This is a genomic window from Clostridium sp. MB05, from assembly GCF_046581255.1.
Lineage (GTDB): Bacteria > Bacillota > Clostridia > Clostridiales > Clostridiaceae > Clostridium.
The window spans coordinates 2,911,595-2,937,054 of record NZ_CP174370.1 but is presented as its reverse complement, the minus strand read 5'-3'; the positions used below and the strand labels follow the sequence as shown (position 1 = coordinate 2,937,054).

Below are 25,460 nucleotides of genomic sequence, written 5' to 3'. Positions count from 1 at the left end.
TTGGGAAGAAATAAATAGATAAATTAGCTCCGTGTTTAGCAAATGGCTTTATACGGGGCTTTTTTGAGGGAACTTTATTATAAGGGAACATAAATAAAATTACGATACACGTTATTTTATCAGAAATGCTAATGACGTGTATCTTTTTTAGATGCAAAAAGGATTGTTAATATTAAAAAAAATAATGAAGAGTTTTAAAATTTAATTGCTCAAAGTAGGTAAAAAAGCAATTTTGAATAATTAAAATATCAGTTTTATATAGATTTTGTCGATATGTGAAGGAATAGTAAATATTTTGCAGAATATAATGTTTAGAACTATTTTTTTATAATCTAAGAATGGAGTTGATAGTATGAAAAGTAACCAGAATAAAGTAAAATTGAAAAATCACAAATTAGAACTTTTATCATTATCAATTAGTTTTATACCGATAATTGGGATTGCTGGAATATTTATAATAACTATGATGATGGAGATATTTTTGCTCATTCCATATGACAAGAACATAAACATAAAAATATATATTGCAATGAATATATTTTTCTTAATTAATATTATAGGTTTAGCAATTGGAATTATGTCCTTCTTTAAGAAGGAATATAAAAAGACTTTAGCAATTCGGGGAATTATTCTTAATTCAATTATACCTATTTTGATGATTGTAAGTGTTCTGACAAATTTATATTTATAAAATTTAAGTTTTATTAAATAACCTATACGTATATAAGTGATAGAGAGGCTTTAGCATTTATTATATCTATTACAATCATAAGGGATTGGTAGATAAGAATGAAAATGGTATATAAAAATATAGTACACTTTATGTTAAATTTGACATAGAGTGTACTTTTTTATGCTCAGAGATGAGTATTATAAGCGTATAGTTTACATAAATATTATAATATTATTTAAAAAGCATAATATAAACTCATAATTATATTGTTTTTTAGTATACATTTAAGGAATGAGGTTTTCTTGTAAAAACTAAATAAATAATTAATTGGAGGTTTAGATATGAATAAACTTATGCAAATTTTAGTGTTCTTAATAATAACGGTATTCTTAATTTTTAATCCTATTTCTTTAACAGGTATAAATAACAATTTAGTAAAGGCTGAAACTATTACGGATACTCCGATAGCAAATTTCATGGTAGTTTCCGACATTCATGGTTACTTAGATAATTTAAAAAATGCTATTACCGATGCAAAAAATAATAATTGTAGTGCAATAATATTTAATGGGGATTTAACAGAGTCAGGAAGCGATTCTCAATACAATTCATTAATATCAACTGTAAATACAAATATAGCAAATAGTACACTTTCACCATATTATGTAACTGGTAATCATGATCTTAGATGGTTATCAGGAGGATATAATGAGGGGAAAAATAGATTTTTATCAAAAACAAATATGCCAGGTATGTATTATGATCAATGGATTAATGGGTATCATTTTATCTTTTTAGCTTCAGATCAAGATCTTAAAGATCAGGCAACACTTTCAGATACTCAATTAAACTGGTTGGATACAAAGCTTAGTGAGGATGCTAGTTCAGATAAACCAATTTTTATTTTTATACATCAAGCTTTGGTTAAAACAGTATCTGATACCTATCCAGAACAAGGATATAATAAGTCATATCCTGATGGAGTTGTACAAGATCAGCAACTTAGAAGTATTTTAAGTAAATATCCTCAAAGTATTCTTGTTACTGGTCATACTCATGCTCCTGTAACATCAAGTATGAATTTTTTTCCATCGTCATCATTTAAAATGATTAATGATGGTACTATAAAACAAAGTCAAGGTCTTCTTTTTAATATTTATAATGATAAGGTAGTTATTCAAGGAAGAGATTTCTCAAATAAAAGCACAGTATCAAGTTGGACTATTAAATATGGTGCGCCAGAAACACCTTTTGATAGTAATGCCTATTATACTATAAAAAATATTTTTAGTGAGAAAGTAATGGACGTAAGAGGTGAATCATATGCAGATGGTACAGATATAATTCAATATTCACCTAATAATAAATTAAATCAACAATGGAAATTTGTTAGTACAGAAGATGGTTATTACAAAATCGTAAGTAGATTAACTGGGAAGGTCGTATGTGTTACTAATGATTCTTTAGATAACAATGCAAAACTATCTCAATGTACAGATACTGGTGCTGACAATCAACTTTGGAAAATTGAAGATATGGATGGCGGAGTATATAAGTTTATAAATAAGAAGAGTAGCAAAATAATTGATGTTCCTGGAAGTTCAACTTCCAATAGCACTATCTTAATTCAATATTCAGATAACAACACAGCAAATCAATTTTGGAATATTAAGAGGGCTGAATAAAAATGAAATTTAATTATTATCATTTTGTTAATTAGTTATGACTAAGGTTGAAATGATGTTTTTATAAAGTTTTAAAAGTATAAGTCTCATGCATGATTTTTATAATATGTGCATGAGATTTTTTATTCTTTGGGAAATTATAAAAAGTTTACCCTGTGAATAACTTTTTATAATTTCCTTCCTTAAGCTTTGAAGTTCACCTATGTAATTTTGCGATGACTTGGAGCGAAGTGACGGAATAAGCAAAACTTACATAGGTGAACTTTTTTATTAAAGTAGTTAGTATATTATATCAGAATTCTAAAAGTATGAATTATTAGTAGAGTAATAGTTATTAAAACTTTGTTGGTGGTATAAATAATATAGTATGTCTATTTATTAGAGAAAATAACGATGCTATTATAAAAAAATAGTGACAAGTACTAAAGTTGAAAAGAAAAAGAGGAAAATGTACAAGAAAATGATGAACTATAGAAATAATAGTACTAAATAATTATGTTATAATAATTAAAATGGTATAAAAAATGTTTAACGGAGGTATTTATTTTGGGAGAGGATATTATTTTAAAACCTATAGGAATTATTCACAGTGAATTTAAGGATATAAAAAGCATGCCTATTCAACCTACTGGTGATAATGCTGATAAGGGTAGAATAGAAGTAGACTCTAAGTATTTAGAAGGACTAAAAGATTTAGATGGATTTTCACATATAATAATTATTTATAATTTTCATAAAGCAGAACAAGTTAAACTTACTGTAAAGCCATTCTTAGATGATAATACTCACGGAGTTTTTGCAACTAGAACTCCAGTTAGGCCGAATCATATTGGAATTTCCATTGTTGAAATTGATAAAATTAATGAAAATAATATTTTTGTAAAGAATATTGATGTATTAGACGGTACACCTGTAATTGATATAAAACCTTTTGTTCCAGGATTTGATGTACCTAAATCAGATGTTAGAATAGGATGGTTAGAATCAAATATAAAGAATGTTGCAACAAGACTTTCAGATGATAGATTTAAATAGTTTATATTAGCCTTGTGCTTAGAAAATAATCTAGGTACAAGGCTTTTTAGCATATTAAATTATCTTTTAATGTTTAAATATCATTGTAAGAATATCAAGTTTCTATTATCTAAATCATTAATATTCCATTGTAAATTTCCCGAATTATAAGTCTATAATTACTCAAAAAATAAAGTTATGTAAATATTATCACAAAAAATAATTTAAAAAAATAAAAAAATATTCGCATATATACTTGGCATTTATAGAAAAATGTTGTATTATAGTTCAGGGAATTATAAAATAAGACGAAAGAGGGATAAGATGAAAAATTTATTAGACAATTACTTTGGATTAACTGAAAAAGGAACAAATGTTAGAACAGAGCTTTTAGCAGGTGTTACTACATTTATGACAATGGCTTATATATTAATAGTTAACCCCTCAATACTTTCTGCTGCAGGAATGGATAGTGGAGCGGTATTTACAGCAACAGCAGTCTCAGCAGTTATTGCTACATTAATAACAGGGTTATATGCTAACCTTCCTTTTGCTCAAGCACCTGGAATGGGTTTAAATGCTTTCTTTGCTTTTACAATAGTACTACAGATGGGATATTCATTTCAATTTGCATTAACAGCAGTTTTTTTAGAAGGTATAATATTTATTTTACTAACTTTATTTAATGTTCGTGAAGCAATTGTGGATTCAATTCCTGACAATATAAAGAAGGCGATTTCAGTAGGTATAGGTCTATTTATTGCTCTTATTGGTTTAGAGGGAGCAGGGGTTGTGGTTAAAGGAGAAGGGGTTTTAATTTCTCTTGGTGATATAACACATGGACCAGCATTACTTGCTATTATAGGAATAGTTATAACAGGAATATTAATGGCTAGAAAAATAAAGGGTGCTTTATTTATAGGTATGATAATAACAGCTATAATAGGTATTCCTATGGGAATAACACATCTTCCAGAAGCTGTTTTAAGTGCTCCACCATCAATAAGTTCTGTGTTTATGAAATTTGAATGGAATAATATATTTTCAGTAGATATGGCAATAGTATTATTTACATTATTATTTATGGATATGTTTGATACTATAGGAACTTTAGTTGGAGTTACTACAAAGGCTAAAATGTTAGATAGTGAAGGTAAGGTTCCAAACATTAAGAAAGCTTTATTTGCAGATGCAGTAGGAACAACAATTGGAGCTTGTCTTGGAACTAGTACTGTAAGTACTTTTGTTGAAAGTGCATCAGGAGTTGCAGAAGGTGGTAGAACAGGTTTAACTGCAGTATCAACAGCTATTATGTTTGCCTTTGCTTTATTCTTTGCTCCTTTATTTGGAGTAATAACTCCAGCTGTAACATGTTCTGCTTTAGTTTTAGTAGGTTTATTTATGTTAGAACCTATAAAGGAAATAGATTTAGAAGATTGGACAGAAGCTCTTCCAGCTTTCTTAACTATAATAATGATGCCATTAGCTTATAGTATTTCGGATGGAATAGTATTCGGAGTTGTTTCATACATATTAATTAAATTATTTACAGGTAAATATAAAGATATAACTATACCAACAGTGATAGTTGGAGTAGTATTTGTTTTAAAGTTTATAATATAAATCTGTAAGCATAAAAGCTTAGGAATAATCTATTAAATATTCTTAAGCTTTTTAATATTATAAATAAAAATGAGGGAATTTGTAACATCATAAGAATTTTTGCTATATTATAAGAATATAATATAAATAATCATTAAAAAATAAAATATTATCAATAAAGTGTTAAAAAAATATCAAAATAATAAATTTATATTTAGTATAAAAATTTTAATATTGTGAGAACATATTGGGATTGATAAAATTATTAGGAATTAATTTTTTGTAATTTAATAATTGAGGAGGCACGTTATGGGAGAAGACGCTAAAAAAATTAGGTGGTATAACCTTGCGTTAATGGCCTTTGTATCTGTTTGGGGATTTGGTAACGTAGTTAACAATTTTGCAACACAAGGCTTAACCGTAGTTGTATCATGGGTATTAATAATCGCTTTATATTTTGTACCTTATGCTTTAATGGTAGGAGAGTTAGGCTCAACCTTTAAAGATGGAAAAGGTGGAGTAAGTACATGGATTAAACAAACTATGGGACCAACTCTTGCATATTTTGCAGGTTGGACTTATTGGGTTGTGCATGTACCTTATTTAGCTCAAAAACCTCAGTCTGTTTTAATAGCTCTTGGTTGGGCTGTAAAACAAGATGGAACTCTTATAAAAGGAATGAATACACTTGTAGCACAAGGCTTAACATTAGCAGTATTCTTAGTATTCCTATGGATAGCTTCTAGAGGAGTTACATCACTAAAGAAAATTGGAACAATTGCAGGTACTTCAGTTTTCGTAATGTCTATGTTGTATATATTACTAATGGTAGCAGCACCTGCAATAAGAGGTATAGAACCTGCTACTACTAATATAACTATTAAATCAATGATGCCACAATTTAATTTTGCATATTTTACAACATTATCAATGTTAGTATTTGCAGTTGGTGGAGCAGAAAAAATCTCTCCATATGTAAATAACATGAAAAATCCAAGCAAGGAATTCCCAAAAGGAATGATTGTATTAGCTGGTATGGTTGCAGTTTCAGCTTTACTTGGATCAATAGCTATGTCAATGATGTTTGATGCAAATAATATTCCAAAAGACTTAATGATGAATGGACAATACTATGCATTTCAAAAGTTAGGGGAATATTACGGTGTAGGTAATTTCTTATTAATAATATATGCTATTGCAAATATGTTAGCTCAAATTTCAGCGTTAGTATTTTCAATAGATGCTCCGCTTAAAGTTTTAATTGCAGATGCTGATGAAAATTATATACCAAGAAAATTAACTAAAACTAATAAGTATGGGGCTCCAATTAATGGATATATAATGACAGCTATATTAGTTGGTATATTAATAATAGTTCCAGCTTTAGGAATTGGAGATATGAATTCATTATTTGATTGGTTACTAAAGCTTAATTCAGTAGTTATGCCATTAAGATACTTATGGGTATTCTTAGCATTTATTATGCTTAAGAAGTATTCAGATAAGTTTAAGTCAGACTATAAATTTGTAAAGAATAATAAAATTGCACTAGGCTTTGGTATATGGTGCTTCTTCTTTACAGCTTTTGCTTGTATAATGGGTATGTTCCCAACTGGAGTAGAACTATACTCAAAGGATTGGTGGTTTAGAATATCACTTAATGTAATAACACCATTTGTATTATTAGGATTAGGGTTAATACTACCAAAGATTGCAAGAAAAGATAAAACTACATCTTAATAATATTAAGAGTTATAATAAACCTTTTAAAGAAATAAATTTTATCTCTTGTTGAAAATAATTTTTTGCTATGGTATAATAGTTTTAATGTAGTGAAAAATAACAATATTAAATAAAAGAGGTAGATTTATTATGAGTAATGGATTGAAGACAGGATTATACATAGTTAGTACAGTTTTACTAGTAGGAGTAATAACAGTTTTAGCTGTGCAACTTTTAGTTTGGGTGCTACCTATTATATTAGGTTTATATATTTTCTTTAAAATAAAAGGATATATCAATAATAAAAAAGGTAAAAGCGCATCAAGTACTAGTTACAATTCAGGAGCTCAAACAAATTTTAGTAATGACTATTCAACTAAAGTTGACGATTCTGTTGGAGAAGTAATTGATGTAGAATATGAAGATGTAAATAATAAATAATATTGTAGAACTCAGCATTTGCTGAGTTCTTCTATTATATAATAAGGGGAGGATATTGTGAATTTTAGGAAGCTTAAGATATTTTATGAAACTGCTATATACTTAAATATGACAAGGGTTGCAAAGGAAATGTATATAAGCCAGCCTTCTATAAGTCAGAGCATAAACGAATTAGAAGCAGAGCTGGGTGTAAAGCTGTTTGATAGAATAGGAAAGAAATTATTTTTAACACATGAAGGAGAAGTATTTCTAAATTATACTAGAAGAATACTTAATTTATATGATGAAAGTGTAAAAAGTATTAGGGATTTTGCAGATAATAAAAAAGGGAAAATAATAATTGGAGCAAGTACAACTATAGGAATTTATATATTACCAGATATAATTAAAGATTTTTCAAGCAAATTTAAAGATATAGAAATATCACTTATAATTGAAAATACAAAAAACATTGAAAAGCTAATACTTGAGAATAAAATAGATTTTGCCTATGTAGAGGGAGAAGTCCACTCTGATGAAATACATAAAGAAATTGCTTGGAAGGATGAATTAGTATTTATTTGTGGTGATGAAAATAAACTTAAAGATTTTAATGTTGTTTCAGCTAAAACCTTAGAAAGGGAAAAATTTATAATGAGAGAAGAGGGGAGCGGAACAAGAGAGCATACAGAGATGTTTTTAAAAAAGAATAAAATAAACTTTAATACCTTTTTAGAGCTAGGAAATACAGAAGCAATAAAAAGAACTGTTGAAGCTAACTTAGGTGTAGGGTGCATATCTTATAGGGCAATAGAAGATAATTTAAACCTTGGAAAATTATTTTACTTCAGATTAGAGGAAGGAAAAATTGAGAGAGATTTATATTTTATAATGCATAAGGATAAATTTATTTCAAATAATATGAGAATATTTATAGATTATGCCAAGAAGAAATATTCATATATAAGTAATTACTTATCATAATAATAAAATAATAATAGTTTAACTTTTAATTAATAATATTTATAATTAGTCTAGAAAACAAATGATTTAATTTATATATTTAGGAGTGAACATATAGTGAAAAAAGTAAAAGGTATATTGCCAGGATTAATAATTTGTCTAGTTATAGGTATTATTTCTCAGGCGTTAGGTAAAAAATTTTCTACAGTAGGAGCTGCAACTTTTGCCATATTTATTGGAATATTAGTTGGAAATACTATATTTAAAGGAAATAAATATGATAGTGGAACTAAGTTTGCAGAAAAAGATCTTTTAAACTATTCTATAGTACTTATGGGGGCCAATTTAAACTTAAGTGAAATATTAAAGCTTGGATTTAATGGACTTATATTTATAATAATACAAATGACATTAACAATTACAGCAGCATATTGGATAGGGAGAAAACTTAAATTTAATAGAAAGTATTGTTTACTTATGGCATCAGGAAATGCTGTTTGTGGATCATCAGCTATAGGTGCAACAGCTCCTGTTATTGATGCAGATGATTCTGATAAGGTAATAGCAATAACTATAGTAAATGTCATAGGAACTATAATGATGATTTCATTGCCTTTTTTAACAGCTTTTTTATATAATAATGAAGCACTGCACACATCAGCTTTAATAGGAGGAATTCTACAATCAGTAGGACAAGTAATAGGTTCTGCAAAATTTATTTCAGATGATGTTGTAAAATTAGCAACTGTTTTTAAAATAATAAGAATAATATTATTAGTTGCAGTTGTTTTAGTTTATGAAAGAATAGATTTTTCTAAAGAAAATAATAATCAAGAAAATAATAGTAAAATAAGTGAAAATGAAGAAAGAATTGAAAATAAATCAAAGAAAAAGAGAAGAATAAATATTCCATGGTTTATTAATGGATTTTTTATAATTTGTATATTATATACTATAGGGCTAGTACCTCAATTTATATCATCTAGTTTTAAATGGATTAGTAGCAATTTTGAAATAATAGCCCTTGCAGGTATAGGAATGAGAGTGAAAATAAATGATTTAGTAAAAGAAGGACCAAAGGCAATGCTTTATGGAGGTACTGTAGGGGTTTGCCAAGTAATTTTCGCTGTAACTCTTATTTCATTCTTATTCTAAAACTATATATAAATACTATTAAGTAAAAAATAAGATTATAAAGGTATAGCAATTTTTGCTATACCTTTATTGCATTATGAACTATATTAGTTTTATATATTTAAATATAATTGTAAAATAGAAGGTTATAATGTATAATTACTTTTAAATTATACACTTGGGGGGCTAAAAATGAATAAAATAAAGATGAAAACACCATTAGTTGAAATGGATGGGGATGAAATGACAAGAGTTCTATGGGGCATGATTAAGAAGGAGCTTTTAACTCCATTTATAGATTTAAAGTCAGAATATTATGATTTAGGATTAGAATATAGAAATAATACTAATGATAGTGTTACAGTAGAAGCTGCAGAAGCAATAAAAAAATATGGTGTTGGAGTAAAGTGTGCAACTATTACAGCAAATTCAGAAAGAGTTAAAGAATATAACTTAAAGGAAATGTGGAAAAGTCCAAATGGAACTATAAGAGCTATCTTAGATGGAACAGTATTTAGAGCGCCTATAATAGTAGACTCTATTAAACCTTATGTAAGCACATGGACAGAGCCTATTACAATTGCAAGACATGCTTATGGAGATGTTTATAAAGATGTTGAAATGAAAATAGAAGGCAAAGGAAAAGTTGAGTTAGTTTATACTAATGAAAATGGAGAGGAAAAAAGAGAACTTGTTCATAATTTTAATGGAGATGGAGTAGTTCTTGGAATGCATAACTTAAATAAATCTATAGAAAGTTTTGCAAGAAGTTGCTTTAACTTTGCAATAGATACAAAGCAAGATTTATGGTTCTCTTCAAAAGATACTATTTCTAAAAAGTATGATCACGCCTTTAAGGATATTTTTGAAGAAATATTTAATAAGGAATATAAAGATAAATTTAAAGAATTAAATATAGAGTATTTTTATACATTAATTGATGATGCAGTAGCGAGGGTCATTAAATCAAATGGTGGGTATATATGGGCATGTAAGAATTATGATGGTGATGTAATGAGTGATATGATTGCTACAGCCTTTGGATCTCTTGCAATGATGACATCAGTATTAGTTTCACCAGAGGGTTATTATGAATATGAAGCAGCACATGGAACTGTGCAAAGACATTATTATAATCACCTAGAAGGCAAAGAAACTTCTACTAACTCCATAGCAACTATATTTGCTTGGTCAGGTGCTTTAAGGAAAAGAGGAGAACTTGATAATATAGATGAATTAGTTCAATTTGCAAATAATTTAGAAAAAGCTTCTCTGCAAACTATTAATGAGGGATATATGACAAAGGATTTAGCTATTCTTTCAAACATAGAAAATATAACAGTTACAAATTCTTATGATTTTATAAAAGAAATAAGAAAAAGATTAGAAAAATTTTATAAAAATAATTAAATTGTAATAATAAAATATACTAGTATTATTAACTTGAATTTTAAAATATTGCTTAGAATAAAAACAGTTAATTGGCTTAAAATATATTTAAGACAAGGAGGTGTTTTTATATGGCACATAAGAATAATAAAAATTCAAAGAAAAATAAGAAGTCAGGGCAAAAAACTAGGACAGAATTAAAGAAAATGCAAGTAGAAGTAGCTGATGAAGTTGGGTACTCTAAGGAATCTAGAAAGCTTGGAAAAAATAAGCCAAGATCTGAAGATAAACATTAAAATTTCTATAAAAAAATAAAAGGAGAATATCCTTTTATTTTTTTATAATTAGGAAAGTATAAAAATTTAAAGTTTTGAAAATGTAACTATATAAGGATTTTAATAATTCAATGTGAAAAAGTAGATTTGTTTTATGCTTTCCTTTCTTCTCTTCAGTTTTCAAGTGAAAATATATAAGTTTACGTTGACTTGGAGCGAAGAGACGGAATAAGTAAACTTATATATTTCCACTTTCTTATAGAAATTTATTAGAAAAAATGTAATAATATTATTAATATAAGGTATAAAGAGGGGGATTCAAATGAGTGATTACACTAGAAGTATTGTAGTTAATAAACCTATAGAAAGGGTATTCAAAGTATTTATAGATTTAAATAAAAAGCAAATGCCTAAATTTAATGATAAAAATCCTACAGAAGTTAGTTATAAGAAAGTTATAAAAAATGTAGGAAAACAAAAGATAGAAATGGTAACTAGTATAACTGGGTATGAGAAAAATAAATTATATGAAGTAACAAATACAATAAATAATGATAAGTATGTTTCAAAGTATATATTTAATGAAATAGACTTAGACTCTACAGAGATAGTTTTAAATGAAAAGCAAGAAATTTACGCATTTTCATCTGCTGTAGCTTTGTTCTTTCAAAAAATTACTGCAAGAAAGAAGATAAAAGCTAAGATGGAAGGTATAAAAGGGGCATTAGAAGAGGAAATTGAAAGAAGAAACAGAAGAAATAATATTTCCAAAGGTGAAGAAGAATAAAAAAAGCTTCGGTCAAAATTTTGACTGAAGCTTTTTTGTTAAAGAGTTAAAATATTAGTAAAATTAAAATGCCCAATTTCCAGAAGTAAATATTTTAATTTCAGTATTATCAGAAGTATATCCTAATATATCTAAATCATCTGTACCAACCATAAAGTCTACATGGATTATAGAGTCGTTAGCTCCTTTTTTAGATAAATCCTCTGTGCTTAAATCTTCTCCATTAACTATACAAGTTGGATAAGCTTTACCAAAGGCTAAATGACAAGCAGCATTTTCATCAAATAAGGTATTGTAAAAAATTAAGTTAGAGTTCGAAATAGGAGAATCAAATGGAACTAAAGCAACTTCGCCTAAATAACTTGCTCCTTCATCACTAGATAATAATTCTTTTAAAGATTCAAATCCTTCTTCAGCAGTAAAGTCAACAACTTTACCATCTTTAAAAGTAAGAGAGAAGTTATTTATTAGGTTTCCACCATAGCTTAAAGGTTTTGATGACACTACAGTACCATTAACTCCATCTTTTTTAGGTAGTGTATAAACCTCTTCAGTTGGCATATTAGCATTAAAATCTATTCCAGAAGAACATTTTTCTGAACCACCAAGCCAAATGTGTTCTTTAGGAAGTTCTATAGTTAAATCGGTACCCTTAGAGTTTCTAAAGTGAAGCTTTTCAAACTTGTTAGAATTTAAAAATTCTAAGTTTTTGTCTATATTGCTATTATGTTCATCCCAAGCTTTAATTGGATCCTCTTTATCTAATCTAACAACATTAAATATAACATCCCAAAGCTTAGCTATAGCTTCTTCAGAGTTAGAATCATTAAATACTTTTAATGCCCACGCTTCAGTAGGAGCAGATACTACAGTCCAACGTATTTTATTTGCCATAGAATAATCGTAGTACTCTCTTAACGCTAGTTGACGATGTTTTTGGAATATAGATATTTTTTCCATTGGTATTCCTTTATAGGCATCAGGATCAAAAGCTGAGATAGATATAACAGCACATCCTTCTCTAGCATAAGAATTATAGGATTCAGATATCCAGTTTGGTACTTCTTTTAAAGTATCAACAGAAGCATACTCAAGCTTAAGTCTTTGTAGCTTTTGATCAGCATAATGAACTATAACCTCTTTTGCACCTTCTTTGTATGCAACTTCAGCAATGGCTCTTGCAAAGTCTGAGCATTCAACTAGTGAGTTGACAAGTAAAACTTGATCTTTTTGCAAGTTAACACCTTTTTTCACAGCTAACATTGCATATTTTTGTAACATATTTTTCATATCCATAAAATCACCTCAGTTTTTTAATTTTATACTATTTATTCTTACATAATATAGTAAAATAGTCTAGTTAAAAATATAGAGGTATAAATTACCTTGTGTATAATAATAATTATTAATATAATAGAAATACTTAGTTATAAAGGTAGGATAATCTAAAGATAGTAAGAGGTGATATTAGTGTTTAATTTATTAAATACATTAGTTGATAAAAATAGAAAATACGGTAAAGATGGAAAGCTTGCATCATACATTCCAGCTTTATTAGAAGCAAATCCTAATGATTTAGGAATATGTATAGTTGATTTAAATGGAAAAGAATATTATGCAGGAGAATGTGATACAAAGTTTACAATTCAAAGTATATCAAAGGTTGTTACTTTGATTTTAGCTCTTAAAGATAATGGAAGGCATAATGTTTTTAAAAAGGTAAATGTAGAACCTACGGGTATGGGTTTCAATTCAATAGTTAACTTAGAAGTTAGAGATAGAGTAAGACCATATAATCCAATGATAAATGCAGGTGCAATTGTAACAACTTCTTTAATAGACGGAAAAACAGTTGATGAAAAGCTAGATAAGATTTTAGAATTTATAAGAACTGTAACTAACAATAAAGATATATATGTAAATGAAAGAGTCTATTTATCAGAAAAAGAAACTGGAAATAGGAATAGGTCTTTAGCATATTTTATGAAAAGCACAGGTATATTAGATGGAGATGTAGAAGAAATATTAGATTTATATTTTAAACAATGTTCAATAGAAGTATCTGCAAGGGATTTAGCTAGATTTGCTTCAGTTCTTGCAAATGATGGGGTTATACCTTGGACTAATGAAAGAATTATGTCTAGAGAAGTGTGTAGAATCGTAAAAACTATTATGGTGACATGTGGAATGTATGATGCATCAGGAGAATTTGCAGTTCATGTTGGTATACCAGCAAAGTCAGGAGTTGGTGGAGGAATTCTTGCTGCTGCTCCAAGAAAATATGGAATAGGGATATATGGGCCATCTCTAGATGAAAAGGGAAATAGTATATCAGGACTACATGCAATTAAAGATTTATCTGAAGAATTAGATTTAAGTATTTTTTAATATTTATATATGAATTAATATATTGAAATGTGGAGATTTTTATAAGGAAAACAAATTTATTTATTAATTAAAATGTAATGATTTGTTATTGTAAAAATAGTATAATTTATATTAAACAAAGCTTTAAGGATTTAATTCCTTAATTGGAGGAAGATATGGAAAGATTATTAATTTTAGACTCTAACTCACTTTTAAATAGGGCATTTTATGCAGTTCCAGAATTAACAACTACAGATGGAATTCATACAAATGCAGTTTATGGGTTTACAAATATGCTATTTAAAATGAAGGAAGAGTTAAAGCCTGATTATATAGTTGCTGCTTTTGATAAAAAAGGACCAACTTTTAGACATAAAGAATATGAAGATTATAAAGCTGGAAGAAAGAAAATGCCACAAGAGCTAGCTGAACAATTTCCTATTGTAAAGGAACTTTTAGGTTTATTGGCTATAAGTAAATATGAAATTGATGGATTTGAAGCTGATGATATAATAGGTTCTCTTGCAAAATATGCTGAGAAAAACGAAATTGAAGTTTACATAGTTACAGGAGATAAAGATGCACTTCAATTAGCTTCAGAAAATATACACGTGGTAATAACTAAAAAAGGTGTTACTGAGACAGCTATATATGATTATAAAAAATTTGTTGAGGACTTTGGAGTTACACCAACTCAATTTATAGATGTTAAGGGTCTTATGGGTGATAAGTCAGACAATATACCTGGAGTTCCAGGAGTTGGAGAAAAGACTGCTTATAAATTAATTCAAACTTATGGTTCTGTAGAAGAAGTATTAAAGAATATAGATAATATTAGTGGGAAAAAATTAAAAGAAAATCTAGAGAATTTTAGAGAGCAAGCTATATTTAGCAAAAAGTTAGCTACCATAATTACAGAAGTGCCTATAGAGTTCGACTTAGAAGAGATAAAAAGTCAAGAATCTTACGATAAAGATGGATTAAGAAAATTATTTTTCAAACTTCAAATGAAGTCAATGTTAGATAAACTTCCTGAAAGTAATGAAGAGCTAAACATAGAAGAAGAAGAGTTAGATTTAATTACAATTAAAGATTCTAAAGAGTTAATGGATTTATCAAAAGTCTTAAAAGATATATGCTATATTACTTATGAATCAATAAATAGTGGAAAATATTCAGAAATAGAATTAAAGAACTTTTATTTATCAAACGATGGTAAAGTATATTTAGTTGATTTTAAAGAAGTTCAAAATTCTAATTCTAATGAAGCTTGTTTAGCTTTAAAAGAAATTATGGAAAATGAATCCCTAAAAAAAGTAATTCATGATGGAAAGTCTTTAGTTACCATATTAAATAAAATGGGCATTGTTACAAAGGGGTTTGAGTTTGATACTGCAATAGCTGCTTACTTAATAGACTCAGCAAGGTCATCATATGATTTGTTAATATTAATAAATGAATATTTAGGTCAAGACATAAGTGGTGATAAAGAATTATTAGAAGGAAAGATAAACTTTAAGCTAAAAGATATTTATGAGTTATTAAAGAAAAAGATTCAAGAAGAAAAAATGGATGAACTTTATTATGAAGTTGAACACCCATTAATATTTGTTCTTTCTTCAATGGAATCTTTAGGATTTAATATAAATAAAAATATGCTGGATGATTTAGCAGTTAAATTTAAAGAGGAGATTACTAGAACAGAAAAAGAAATTTTCGCTTTATCAGAAGAGGAGTTTAATATAAATTCTCCAAAGCAATTAGGAAAAATACTTTTTGAAAAGTTAGATTTACCTGTAATTAAGAAAACAAAAACAGGATACTCAACTAATGCAGAGGTTTTAGAAAAACTTCAAGATAAGCATGAAATAATACCAAAAATAACTTATTATAGACAAATAACAAAACTTAATTCTACTTATGTGGAAGGCCTTAAGAATGTTATAGATAATGATGGACATATACATTCTAGTTTTAATCAAACTGTAACTACTACAGGAAGATTATCAAGCACAGAGCCTAACCTTCAAAATATTCCTATAAAATATGAAATGGGAAGAGAAATAAGAAAGGTATTTATACCTAATGAGGAAAATGATATTTTATTATCTTGTGACTATTCACAAATAGAATTAAGGGTTCTTGCTGATATGTCAAAGGATGAAAATATGATAGATGCGTTTAATCATCATAGTGATATACACACAAAAACAGCATCTGAAGTATTTAAAGTACCATTAAATGAAGTAACATCATTAATGAGAAGTAGAGCTAAGGCTGTAAACTTTGGAATAGTTTATGGAATAAGTGATTTTAGTCTTTCTCAAGATTTACACATAACTAAAAAAGAGGCTTCAGAATATATGGAGATTTACTTTGATAGATACCCTAAAATTAAAGGATATTTAGATAGTGCAATTGAAGAAGCGAAAGAAAAAGGATATGTGTTAACAATTTTAAATAGAAGAAGATTTATACCAGAAATTAAGTCTTCAAATAGAATTGTTAAGGCTTTAGGAGAAAGATTGGCAATGAATGCACCTATTCAAGGAAGTGCAGCTGATATAATAAAATTAGCTATGGTTAAGGTTTATAATAAGCTAAGAGAAAAAGGATTAGAAAGTAAAATAATATTACAAGTTCATGATGAACTTATATTAAATGTTAAAGAAAAAGAGTTTGAAGAGGTAAAACAAATAGTAAAAGAAGAAATGGAAAATGTTTTGGAGATGAAAGTGCCTCTTGAAGTAGATATTAATATAGGTAAAACATGGTATGAGGCTAAGTAAGGGGGCTTAACTGAAAATGATTAAAATAGGGTTAACAGGAGGAATTGGTTCAGGTAAGAGTACTGTTTCAAAGATGCTTAGTGATAAGGCCTTTAAAATAATTGATGCAGATACAATATCTAGAGATGTCCTTATTAAGTACCCTGAAATTCTAGATAAAATAAATATAGAATTTGGATCAGGTTTTTTCGATTGGAGAGGGGAATTTAGAAGGAGGGAATTTGGAAATCATATTTTTAGGTTTCCAAAGCAAAGAAAAAAATTCGAGGATATAATAATTCCATATATAAAAGAAGAAATTTTTAAAAGCTTAGAGGAATATGAGAAAAATGGAGAGTCTATGGTGATACTTGATGCACCAACTTTAATAGAAAATAATCTTCATCAATATATGGATTATATAATCGTAGTTTGGGTTGATAACAATACACAAATAATTAGATTAAAAAATAGAGATAGGCTATCAAAGGACGAAGCTATAAATAGATTAAATGCGCAAATATCATTAGATAGAAAAAAAGAATATGCTCATATTGTTATTGATAATAATGGAGATTTAATAAAAACTAAAAATCAGGTAGATAAAGTTATGGGATTTTTAAAGGTAATTAGTAAGTAAGGAGAAAATAATGAAGTTTAAGCGTATAGTAACTATTCTAATTGTAATATTAATTACTTACTTTGGAATAACATTAATAATGAAAAACTATGTATATCCTTACAAATATACTGAGTATGTAAATAAGTATAGTGAGGAATATGAAATAGATCCATATCTTGTATTAGCAGTTATTAAAACAGAGAGTGATTTTAATAAAGAAGCAGTTTCTAAAAGAGAGGCTAAAGGGTTAATGCAAATAATGGATACTACAGGACAGTGGGCGGCAAAGGAAATAGGAATTAATTATTTTATGCCATCTATGCTTTTTGATCCAGAATTAAATATAAGAATGGGATGTTGGTATTTAAAAGCATTAGAAAAGGAATTTGATAATTTAGATTTAATTCTTGCAGCATATAATGGTGGGAGTGGGAATGTTAATAAGTGGCTAAGTGATGAAGAGTATTCTTCAGATGGAGAAAGTTTAAATTATATACCATTTCCAGAAACTAAAAAATATGTTGATAAAGTAAAAGCAAATTATAACATATATAAATACTTATATAATAAATAAAAGATGCACCTATTTTGGTGCATCTTTTATTTAAATGTAGCAGTTATCCACTCATTGGTTTGATATTTTTTTTCTAATTCAAATCCGTAGCTTTCTACAATGCTTTTAACTTTGTCAAAACTCCACTCGACTAATCCAGATACAAGAAGATTACCATTGTTATTTAAATGGGTTTTTATAAAATCCATAAACAATTCAGTTTCTTCTCCACCTATATTTATATAAATCCAATCATATTTATCTTTAATCTCAACTTCTTCAGTCAAAGCATTACCAACTAAAACTTCAACATTATATAATCCATTTAATGAAGCATTTAACTCAACTTCTTCTTTTACATCTCTTATATCTAGTGCAGTAACTTTAGCTGCTCCTATAATTGCAGATGCAATTGATAAAATTCCTGAGCCAGTTCCTATATCCAATACTGTTTTATTACATAAATCAATTTTAGTTAAGATTATATTTAGTAAATCCTTTGTTGTTTCATGTAAGCCAGTACCAAATGCACCTTGAGAAATAAAAGTGATTTTATGTTTATTCTTATCATTTATAACTTCATCAGGAGAGGCTAAAACCCAGTTATCATTTATATGAACTGCAGGTAAATCATAATTCTCATAATCATAATTTACCTCTTCAAAACTTATACAATCTGTTTCTAAAAGTGATGAAACATTTTCTTTAAATAAAGTTAAATTAGCATCATCTAATTCATAGGCAACTTTAATATCGATAGTGTCTACAGGTTTCTCTAAATAACCATAACCATATTCATCTGTGGTTATTTCCAAAGGACTTTCATAAAATACATTGAAGATATCATTTATTTGTAATATTTCAATTTTTTCATCCAGTTCTTCAAATTTAATTTTATAGGTTAGTATAAACATAGTTTAATCCCCCAATTTAATTAATTGTAACATTATAGAGTATAGATAGATTTTTAATTTATGTCAAGGAAAGCATTTAATTTTTACTTTCTTCTAGTAGGTTTTAAAGTTTTTTTCTTGGAGCTTCTTGTATTTGAATAAGTTTTCTTATTATTTTCTTTAGGCTTTTTAGCTACAGAAAATCCAAAGGAGCCTATAGCATTTTGAGGAAGTTTAAAGTATTCCCCATGACAATAGGAAATTAAATCACCCTTTTCAAAATGGATTTTGCCTTTATCATCTATTAAATTGTTATTTATATGTGAACCAACAACTTCAGCTATAAACATATCATGTGTACCAAGTTTGATTATATCCTTTACTTTACACTCTATAGCAACAGGACATTCATCTATGTAAGGAACGTTAACATTAGCACCTTCTTTCATGGTAAAGCCCATATCTTTTATTTTATCAAACTTTCTACCAGGCTTTACTCCACAATAATCAACAGCTTTAACCATTTTAGAAGAAGGCATATTAACGATAAATTCTTTTGTCTCTGATATATATTCATAAGATAATCTTTCAGGTCTAATTGATATAGAAAGCATTGGAGGTTTGGTACATATAGTTCCAGTCCAACCAACTGTAAATACATTATCTTTACCATCTTTATTTCTTGAAGTAATTAGTACAACTGGAACAGGATTTAAAACAACACTACCTTTAAAATCAGTTTTATTCAATAGTATCTCCCCTTTAAAATATTTTCTTTAGGATTATAGCATATATTTATAATTATTTATATAAACAAGATTTTAAATAAAAAAGTGGACATATGTAAGTTTACTTATTCCGTCGCTCCGCTCCAAGTCAACATAAACTTACATATGCCCACTTATAAACTGAAGGAAGGAAATTATAAAAAGTTATTCACAGGGGAATCTTTTTATAATTTCCTAAAGAATAAATAATAAAAGGCAGATTTAATCTACCTTTTATTTTAATAATAGTATCTTCTTCTTCTTCTCTTTTTCATATTTATAATTTTAACTATAAATATTATTAAAACTAATATAACAACAATTATTAATAATGATAATAAATATATAGGTAAATTTGTTTTAATAAGTTCTAAAGCAGAAACTTTTATAATCCCAGATATCTCTTCAGTATGACCTGGAGTAGAGAAAGTTAATTTAACTTCCTTATCACCACTTAACTTCCAAGCATCTTTTACATCACCATTATAAGAAATTAGAGCGTTTTTATCGTTAAAATCATTTTTGTAATATTCTACATCTTCTTTTACAACTATAGGAGCCTTAATTTGTTTTTCAGGACCAAAAAATTTAAATGCTTTATAAGATAAATCTATACTACCAACTTCATCTCCAGCATTTTTATATACTTCTTTTTGTGCTAAAAATCCATAGTTAGCTATTTTTTCAGTATCTTCGAATACATTAAGTCCAGTTGCACCATATTCAGATTTTAAAACTACAGTAACTAAGTCTCTTCCATCTTTTTCATAGAAACCAACAAAGCAATGTCCTGCTAAATCTTCTGTACCAGTTTTACCACCTATATTACCATTTTTACCAAGAACTTTGTTCCTAGATTCAATTATTACTGGAGACCCTGCAAGATTTACAGTAATTTGACCAGTTTTAGGTGCCATAGTTTCTCTAACCCAATCATTTTTAAAAGCAGCAATACCTATTTGAGCTAAATCGTATGCTGTAGTTTGATTTATATCTTTATTGTTTGGGTTTAGAGGATCAATTTCTAATCCAGAAGGATTGACAAAATGAGTATCTTTAAGACCTAACTCCTTAGCTTTTTCATTCATCATAGTGACAAAGTTATCTACTGTTCCACCTACTGATTCAGCCATTAAATAAGCAGTATCATTTGCAGAGAATATCATTACAGCTTTCATTGTATCTTCTGCAGAAATTTTATCACCAGGATTCAGTTTTTTATAATAGTTAATTGATGTTTCAGTAACTTTTAAAACTGTATCACTAAAAGTTAAATAATCAGATTTTGACTTGTTTTCTGCAAAAAGTAGAGAAGTCATAAGCTTAGTTGTACTTGCTGGTGATAACTTTAAATCAGCGTTCTTTGAATAAATTACTTCACCTGTGTTAATATCCATAGTTACAGCAGCTTCTCCAATAATTTCTGGAGCTTGAATATTTGTCTCTTGTGCACTAACTTTATTAGCAAAAGGAGCTAATAATGAAATAGAAAGAGCAACCGCCAGTGATTTTAATAAATTTTTTCTTTTCAATTTCATCTCCCCATTTCTAAAGATTTTAATATATGTATTCATTTAATTTAGCACATTATTAAGTATATGCTTTATACACATACTTTAAAGTATAACATCTACTTTATATAATCACAACATAAAGAAGGTTTATTAAGTGGTTTAATTTACATATAATATAAATTTAGTAATTGAACAAAATAGGAATATAAGTAGGAGGTGGTTAATATCAAAAAGTTTAACAAATATTTTAATTTTTTCATAATGCTTATATTCTTTAATAATATGAATTATATCCCAGTTTCTGCATTGTATGCAGAGAATAATAGAAAAACTGTATATTTAACTTTTGATGATGGGCCATCAGCAAATATAACTAAGGGATTAATTAGTGTATTAAATAATAACGAAGTAAAAGGTACTTTTTTTATAGTAGGTGATTATGCAGGTATATATCCATATGTTTTAAAGTCTTTAGATGAAAATGGTATGTGCATAATGCCACATTGTAATATACATCATTATGCTACATTATATAAAAGTGAAGAAAAATATTTTGAAGATTTAAATAAGTGCAAATCTATTATAGAAGATACAGTAGGTAAGAAAAATTTAAACTTTATAAGATTACCGGGTGGTTCTGATAATACTGTTTCTAATGCCAATGTATTAACTAATATAAAGAATACTATAATAAATAATGGTGATTATTATATAGATTGGACAGTAGCATCTGGTGATGCTGAGCTATCAGAAACTTCAGCAGATTTTATAAAATCACGAATACGAGATGAAGGTGGGCTATATAATGTAGAAGTAGTTTTAATGCATGATTTAGGAGGGAAATCCACTACTGTAGAAGCACTTCAAGACATAATAAGTTTTTATAAAAATAAAGGATATACTTTTAAAACCTTGAATGAAATTGAAGAATGGGAAATTAATTATCTAAAAGATATAAAGGTTTTGAATAAATAGAAATAAAAAAATAAGACAAATCATTATTCTTCCAAATAATAATTTGTCTTATTTTTATTTTTTATTATCTAACTTTTTTATAATTACTTCTTTAGCTTTTAGTTCTAGGTCATCATTAATCGGTTCTAGAGTTATATATCCATATTTTTTAGATAAAGCTAAAGTTAAGAATCTATCAGCTAAATCAGGATTCTTAGATAGTAGGGATCCATGGAAATAGCTACAAAATGTATTTTTGTATATGCAACCTTCATTTCCATCTTCACCATTGTTACCATATCCATGGATGCATTTACCTAGAGGCTTTAAACCATTAGTGTAAGTTCGGCCAGAGTGATTTTCAAAACCTACATATGTTTCATTAAACTCTTCGTTATATATAACTGTATTTCCTATGAAACGAGTATCTCCACCCTCAGTATATATATCTAGTATACCAAGACCTTCTATTTTTTCTCCATTTGGAGCTATATAGTATTTTCCAAGTAATTGATATCCACCACAAATGGCGATTACAACTTTTTCATCCTCTATATATTTTTGTAAGCTTGGTTTTTTTATAGTTTTTAAATCATTAGAAACTATTGATTGTTCAAAATCTTGTCCGCCACCGAAAAATAAAATATCTGCATTTTCAGCATCAAAATTATCATTTAGCGATGTATTAATTATATTAACTTTTATCCCTCTTTGTTCTGCTCTATGTTTAAGTATCAAAATGTTACCAACATCACCATAAACATTAAGTAAATCAGGATAAAGATGACAAATATTTAATTCCATTTATAAGCCTCCCTCTTTACCAAAGTTTTTTGATGTAACCTTTTGAATGAAGATATTTTCTAAAATTAATCATAGCAGTATATGTAGCAAGAACGTAAATCTTATCATTTTTACTATTTTTAATCTTTTCTGTTAAGTCTTCAAAGGTTTCTTCAATTATAAACTTATCTTTATTTAAACCAGCAACTTTTAGTCTAACAGCCATGTCATAACATCTTAAACCAGATATAAATATTTCTTCAATACTAAGATTATGTAGCTTTTCAAAATCAACATCCCATATCCAAGAAACATCAGTACCATCAGCATAATTATCATTTAAAAGGAATGCTGCTGCAAAGGAATCTTTGTTTAAACAAAGCGTATCTAAAGCTTGATTATATCCAGCAGGATTTTTAACTAAAATAATCTTTACATCTTTACCATCTATGTTTAAAGCTTCTTGTCTTCCAAAGCTAGAATCTTGATTTTGTAGAGATTTCTTTATTGCTTCATCATTTACACCAATTTCTTTAGTTACAGAATAAGCACAAAGGCCATTATAAATGTTATAAACACCAGACTGACTTATAGTAATATCTAGATCATTAAATTTTACTGTTGAGCTATCAGGAGTTAGTTCTAATACATCATCTACAGCATATTTTAAAGAAGCTCTTTTAAATCCACAACCTGTACAGTAGAAGTCACCTAAATGGTTGTAAGTAATATGGTTATATTCGTAAGGAGACTTGCAGAACTTACAAAACTTTGCATCTGCATTTATTTCTATATCTTTATTATCTCCTATATTAGCATTAAAACCATAAAATACAGTTTTATTTGGAAGATCTAATTTGCCTAAAAGAGATTCATCTCCATTTAAAACTAAAGTAGCTTTGGGAGAAAGTTGAATTCCTTCCAATATCTTAGATAATGTAGTATAGACTTCACCATATCTATCTAGTTGATCTCTAAAAAGGTTTGTTACAGTTATTATTTCCGGAGAAATATATTCAGTTACATATTTTAAATTAGCCTCATCAACTTCAATAACTGCATAAGAATTTTCAACTTTACTGAAGAATTTATAGTTGTCAATAAAAGTTGTGACTATTCCAGAAAAAAGATTTGCTCCAGTATTATTGGTAATAACTTTGTTACCAGATTCTTTTATTATGTTATAAATCATACTAGTTGTAGTAGTTTTACCATTGGTTCCTGTAATTAAAACTACTTTATAGCCTTTTGATACTTTAGAAAGTATGTTTTTATCTATTTTTAAGGCCACTTTTCCAGGGAAGGTTGTTCCCCCTTTTAGTATTGTTTTTGTTAGAAAAATTGTAATTTTTGAAGCTATAATGCTTGCTATTGATTTAATACTAATCTTCTTCACCACCCTATAATACTTATCAAATATTATATACAATAATATTAACAGATAATCAATAATTAAAAATAAATTTGATTTTAACTATGAATAGTATATCACAACTTTATATACATATAAAACAAGGTTATTATAAGATTTTATTAATTTCTTGATGTTTGACACTTATAAATATAAAGAAGATAATATAATAAAGTAAAAAATGGGAGGAATTAGTATGGATAATTTTATTTTTAAGAATAAAGCTGGAGCAAAGATTAATTGCTATAAGTGGATAAATAATTCTCAAAAACCAAAAGCTATAATTCAAATAGCCCATGGTATGTCAGAATTGGCTGAGAGATATGATTATTTTGCTAAAAAGCTAGTCGACGAAGGGTATATAGTTTATGCTCATGATCATGATGGACATGGTCATAGTGTAGAAAGCACTGATAAATTAGGATTTATAAATGGAGAAAATAAATTTTATTCAATGCTTGAAGATATAAAACAATTTAATGATATTATCAGAAATGAAAATAAAGAGTTATCATTAATACTGTTTGGACACAGTATGGGATCCTTTTTGAGCCAAAGATATATACAAATGTATGGAGATTCTATAGATGCTCTTATACTATCTGGAAGTAATGGAAAACCAAAATTATTTACTAAAGCAGGGTTAATAGTATCTAAGCTACAAATACTTTTTAATGGAGAAAATAAAAGAAGTACTTTAATGGATAAATTATCTTTTGGTGGATTTAATAAAAGTGTTAAAAATTCAAGAACTAATTTTGATTGGTTATGTTCAAATGATAGTGAAGTAGATAAGTATATAGAGGATGATTATTGTGGATTTATATATCCATCTCATTTTTATTATGACTTAATAAATGGTTTATGGGATATTCATAAAGTGGAAAATATGGAGAGGGTTAAAGAATTAAATATACCAATATACATTTTTTCAGGAGATAGAGATCCGGTCGGATATTTTGGAGAAGGAGTAAAAAATCTTTATGAGGGATATAAAAAGATAGGTGTAAAAGATTTAACCTATAAGATGTATAAAGATGGAAGACATGAAATGCTAAATGAAAATAACAAAGATGAAGTTATAAGTGACATTATAAAGTGGCTAGAAGAACATAATAAATAGTATATATAAGTATATATGTTTCTTATAGAGATATATATACT

General features: G+C 27.6%; 23 protein-coding genes. 17 read left to right on the top strand and 6 right to left on the bottom strand.

Features of this window, described 5'->3' with window-relative positions; translation table 11 throughout:
• Nucleotides 1-352 precede the first annotated feature (352 nt).
• From ACH36K_RS13735 to ACH36K_RS13685, 11 genes are all read left to right on the top strand, one after another.
• Nucleotides 353-691, top strand: coding sequence for a hypothetical protein (locus tag ACH36K_RS13735; protein ID WP_411168180.1), 339 nt, complete (start codon nucleotides 353-355; stop codon nucleotides 689-691).
• 323 nt (nucleotides 692-1,014) lie between these two features.
• Entirely contained in the window at nucleotides 1,015-2,358 is a 1,344-nt protein-coding gene (locus ACH36K_RS13730; RefSeq protein WP_411168179.1) for an RICIN domain-containing protein, read from the top strand.
• A gap of 546 nt (nucleotides 2,359-2,904) precedes the next feature.
• Nucleotides 2,905-3,393, top strand: coding sequence for a tRNA (N6-threonylcarbamoyladenosine(37)-N6)-methyltransferase TrmO (gene tsaA, locus ACH36K_RS13725; protein ID WP_411168178.1), 489 nt, complete (start codon nucleotides 2,905-2,907; stop codon nucleotides 3,391-3,393).
• A 303-nt stretch (nucleotides 3,394-3,696) separates the two neighbouring features.
• A complete protein-coding gene (locus tag ACH36K_RS13720) occupies nucleotides 3,697-4,995 on the top strand; it encodes an NCS2 family permease (protein WP_411168177.1) in 1,299 nt (432 codons plus the stop codon).
• A gap of 288 nt (nucleotides 4,996-5,283) precedes the next feature.
• Nucleotides 5,284-6,714, top strand: coding sequence for an amino acid permease (locus tag ACH36K_RS13715; protein ID WP_411168176.1), 1,431 nt, complete (start codon nucleotides 5,284-5,286; stop codon nucleotides 6,712-6,714).
• 132 nt (nucleotides 6,715-6,846) lie between these two features.
• Complete coding sequence (locus tag ACH36K_RS13710; RefSeq protein WP_411168175.1) at nucleotides 6,847-7,137, top strand: hypothetical protein; 291 nt, start codon at nucleotides 6,847-6,849, stop codon at nucleotides 7,135-7,137.
• Between the two features lie 57 nt (nucleotides 7,138-7,194).
• On the top strand, nucleotides 7,195-8,100 hold the full coding sequence (locus ACH36K_RS13705; RefSeq protein ID WP_411168174.1) for a LysR family transcriptional regulator: 906 nt from the start codon (nucleotides 7,195-7,197) through the stop codon (nucleotides 8,098-8,100).
• Nucleotides 8,101-8,193: 93 nt separating this feature from the next.
• Entirely contained in the window at nucleotides 8,194-9,234 is a 1,041-nt protein-coding gene (locus ACH36K_RS13700; RefSeq protein WP_411170707.1) for a YeiH family protein, read from the top strand.
• Between the two features lie 171 nt (nucleotides 9,235-9,405).
• Nucleotides 9,406-10,623, top strand: a complete 1,218-nt coding sequence (locus ACH36K_RS13695) for an NADP-dependent isocitrate dehydrogenase (protein ID WP_411168173.1) — start codon at nucleotides 9,406-9,408, stop codon at nucleotides 10,621-10,623.
• Nucleotides 10,624-10,733: 110 nt separating this feature from the next.
• Complete coding sequence (locus ACH36K_RS13690) at nucleotides 10,734-10,898, top strand: small, acid-soluble spore protein, alpha/beta type (protein ID WP_411168172.1); 165 nt, start codon at nucleotides 10,734-10,736, stop codon at nucleotides 10,896-10,898.
• A 301-nt stretch (nucleotides 10,899-11,199) separates the two neighbouring features.
• Complete coding sequence (locus tag ACH36K_RS13685) at nucleotides 11,200-11,664, top strand: DUF3284 domain-containing protein (RefSeq protein WP_411168171.1); 465 nt, start codon at nucleotides 11,200-11,202, stop codon at nucleotides 11,662-11,664.
• A gap of 63 nt (nucleotides 11,665-11,727) precedes the next feature.
• Here ACH36K_RS13685 and ACH36K_RS13680 read toward each other — a convergent pair whose 3' ends face one another.
• Nucleotides 11,728-12,960: an aminopeptidase gene (locus ACH36K_RS13680; RefSeq protein ID WP_411168170.1), complete on the bottom strand. Its 1,233-nt coding sequence runs from the start codon at nucleotides 12,958-12,960 to the stop codon at nucleotides 11,728-11,730.
• Nucleotides 12,961-13,134: 174 nt separating this feature from the next.
• On the opposite strand from ACH36K_RS13680, the gene glsA reads away from it, so the two are divergent.
• The 4 genes from glsA to ACH36K_RS13660 all read left to right on the top strand — a co-directional run bounded on the left by glsA (nucleotide 13,135) and on the right by ACH36K_RS13660 (nucleotide 17,995).
• Complete coding sequence (glsA, locus tag ACH36K_RS13675) at nucleotides 13,135-14,052, top strand: glutaminase A (RefSeq protein ID WP_411168169.1); 918 nt, start codon at nucleotides 13,135-13,137, stop codon at nucleotides 14,050-14,052.
• Between the two features lie 155 nt (nucleotides 14,053-14,207).
• The gene (gene polA, locus ACH36K_RS13670) at nucleotides 14,208-16,820 is read left to right on the top strand and encodes a DNA polymerase I (protein ID WP_411168168.1); all 2,613 of its coding nucleotides are present in this window, start codon (nucleotides 14,208-14,210) and stop codon (nucleotides 16,818-16,820) included.
• Between the two features lie 16 nt (nucleotides 16,821-16,836).
• The gene (coaE, locus tag ACH36K_RS13665) at nucleotides 16,837-17,439 is read left to right on the top strand and encodes a dephospho-CoA kinase (protein ID WP_411168167.1); all 603 of its coding nucleotides are present in this window, start codon (nucleotides 16,837-16,839) and stop codon (nucleotides 17,437-17,439) included.
• A gap of 10 nt (nucleotides 17,440-17,449) precedes the next feature.
• Entirely contained in the window at nucleotides 17,450-17,995 is a 546-nt protein-coding gene (locus ACH36K_RS13660) for a lytic transglycosylase domain-containing protein (protein WP_411168166.1), read from the top strand.
• 26 nt (nucleotides 17,996-18,021) lie between these two features.
• On the opposite strand, the gene ACH36K_RS13655 is transcribed toward ACH36K_RS13660, so the two are convergent.
• The 3 genes from ACH36K_RS13655 to ACH36K_RS13645 form a co-directional block, all read right to left on the bottom strand.
• Entirely contained in the window at nucleotides 18,022-18,888 is an 867-nt protein-coding gene (locus ACH36K_RS13655; protein WP_411168165.1) for a 50S ribosomal protein L11 methyltransferase, read from the bottom strand.
• A gap of 83 nt (nucleotides 18,889-18,971) precedes the next feature.
• The gene (locus ACH36K_RS13650; RefSeq protein ID WP_411168164.1) at nucleotides 18,972-19,616 is read right to left on the bottom strand and encodes a flavin reductase family protein; all 645 of its coding nucleotides are present in this window, start codon (nucleotides 19,614-19,616) and stop codon (nucleotides 18,972-18,974) included.
• 257 nt (nucleotides 19,617-19,873) lie between these two features.
• Nucleotides 19,874-21,166, bottom strand: coding sequence for a D-alanyl-D-alanine carboxypeptidase family protein (locus tag ACH36K_RS13645; RefSeq protein ID WP_411168163.1), 1,293 nt, complete (start codon nucleotides 21,164-21,166; stop codon nucleotides 19,874-19,876).
• A gap of 264 nt (nucleotides 21,167-21,430) precedes the next feature.
• Between ACH36K_RS13645 and ACH36K_RS13640 the strand changes: the two genes are divergently transcribed.
• A complete protein-coding gene (locus ACH36K_RS13640; protein ID WP_411168162.1) occupies nucleotides 21,431-22,123 on the top strand; it encodes a polysaccharide deacetylase family protein in 693 nt (230 codons plus the stop codon).
• Nucleotides 22,124-22,177: 54 nt separating this feature from the next.
• On the opposite strand, the gene ACH36K_RS13635 is transcribed toward ACH36K_RS13640, so the two are convergent.
• A complete protein-coding gene (locus ACH36K_RS13635; RefSeq protein ID WP_411168161.1) occupies nucleotides 22,178-22,906 on the bottom strand; it encodes a type 1 glutamine amidotransferase in 729 nt (242 codons plus the stop codon).
• Between the two features lie 16 nt (nucleotides 22,907-22,922).
• A complete protein-coding gene (locus ACH36K_RS13630; RefSeq protein WP_411170706.1) occupies nucleotides 22,923-24,281 on the bottom strand; it encodes a MurT ligase domain-containing protein in 1,359 nt (452 codons plus the stop codon).
• Between the two features lie 211 nt (nucleotides 24,282-24,492).
• Between ACH36K_RS13630 and ACH36K_RS13625 the strand changes: the two genes are divergently transcribed.
• A complete protein-coding gene (locus tag ACH36K_RS13625) occupies nucleotides 24,493-25,419 on the top strand; it encodes an alpha/beta fold hydrolase (RefSeq protein WP_411168160.1) in 927 nt (308 codons plus the stop codon).
• The last annotated feature ends 41 nt before the right edge of the window (nucleotides 25,420-25,460 follow it).

Bases quoted from the DNA above. Each gene is read 5' to 3' on its own strand.
- ACH36K_RS13730 (WP_411168179.1), top strand. From the start codon at position 1,015: ATGAATAAACTTATGCAAATTTTAGTGTTCTTAATAATAACGGTATTC.
- ACH36K_RS13655 (WP_411168165.1), bottom strand. From the start codon at position 18,888: ATGTTTATACTAACCTATAAAATTAAATTTGAAGAACTGGATGAAAAA.
- ACH36K_RS13685 (WP_411168171.1), top strand. From the start codon at position 11,200: ATGAGTGATTACACTAGAAGTATTGTAGTTAATAAACCTATAGAAAGG.
- ACH36K_RS13735 (WP_411168180.1), top strand. From the start codon at position 353: ATGAAAAGTAACCAGAATAAAGTAAAATTGAAAAATCACAAATTAGAA.
- ACH36K_RS13635 (WP_411168161.1), bottom strand. From the start codon at position 22,906: ATGGAATTAAATATTTGTCATCTTTATCCTGATTTACTTAATGTTTAT.
- ACH36K_RS13625 (WP_411168160.1), top strand. From the start codon at position 24,493: ATGGATAATTTTATTTTTAAGAATAAAGCTGGAGCAAAGATTAATTGC.
- ACH36K_RS13680 (WP_411168170.1), bottom strand. From the start codon at position 12,960: ATGGATATGAAAAATATGTTACAAAAATATGCAATGTTAGCTGTGAAA.
- ACH36K_RS13660 (WP_411168166.1), top strand. From the start codon at position 17,450: ATGAAGTTTAAGCGTATAGTAACTATTCTAATTGTAATATTAATTACT.
- ACH36K_RS13690 (WP_411168172.1), top strand. From the start codon at position 10,734: ATGGCACATAAGAATAATAAAAATTCAAAGAAAAATAAGAAGTCAGGG.
- ACH36K_RS13720 (WP_411168177.1), top strand. From the start codon at position 3,697: ATGAAAAATTTATTAGACAATTACTTTGGATTAACTGAAAAAGGAACA.
- ACH36K_RS13715 (WP_411168176.1), top strand. From the start codon at position 5,284: ATGGGAGAAGACGCTAAAAAAATTAGGTGGTATAACCTTGCGTTAATG.
- ACH36K_RS13695 (WP_411168173.1), top strand. From the start codon at position 9,406: ATGAATAAAATAAAGATGAAAACACCATTAGTTGAAATGGATGGGGAT.
- coaE (WP_411168167.1), top strand. From the start codon at position 16,837: ATGATTAAAATAGGGTTAACAGGAGGAATTGGTTCAGGTAAGAGTACT.
- polA (WP_411168168.1), top strand. From the start codon at position 14,208: ATGGAAAGATTATTAATTTTAGACTCTAACTCACTTTTAAATAGGGCA.
- ACH36K_RS13640 (WP_411168162.1), top strand. From the start codon at position 21,431: ATGAATTATATCCCAGTTTCTGCATTGTATGCAGAGAATAATAGAAAA.
- ACH36K_RS13710 (WP_411168175.1), top strand. From the start codon at position 6,847: ATGAGTAATGGATTGAAGACAGGATTATACATAGTTAGTACAGTTTTA.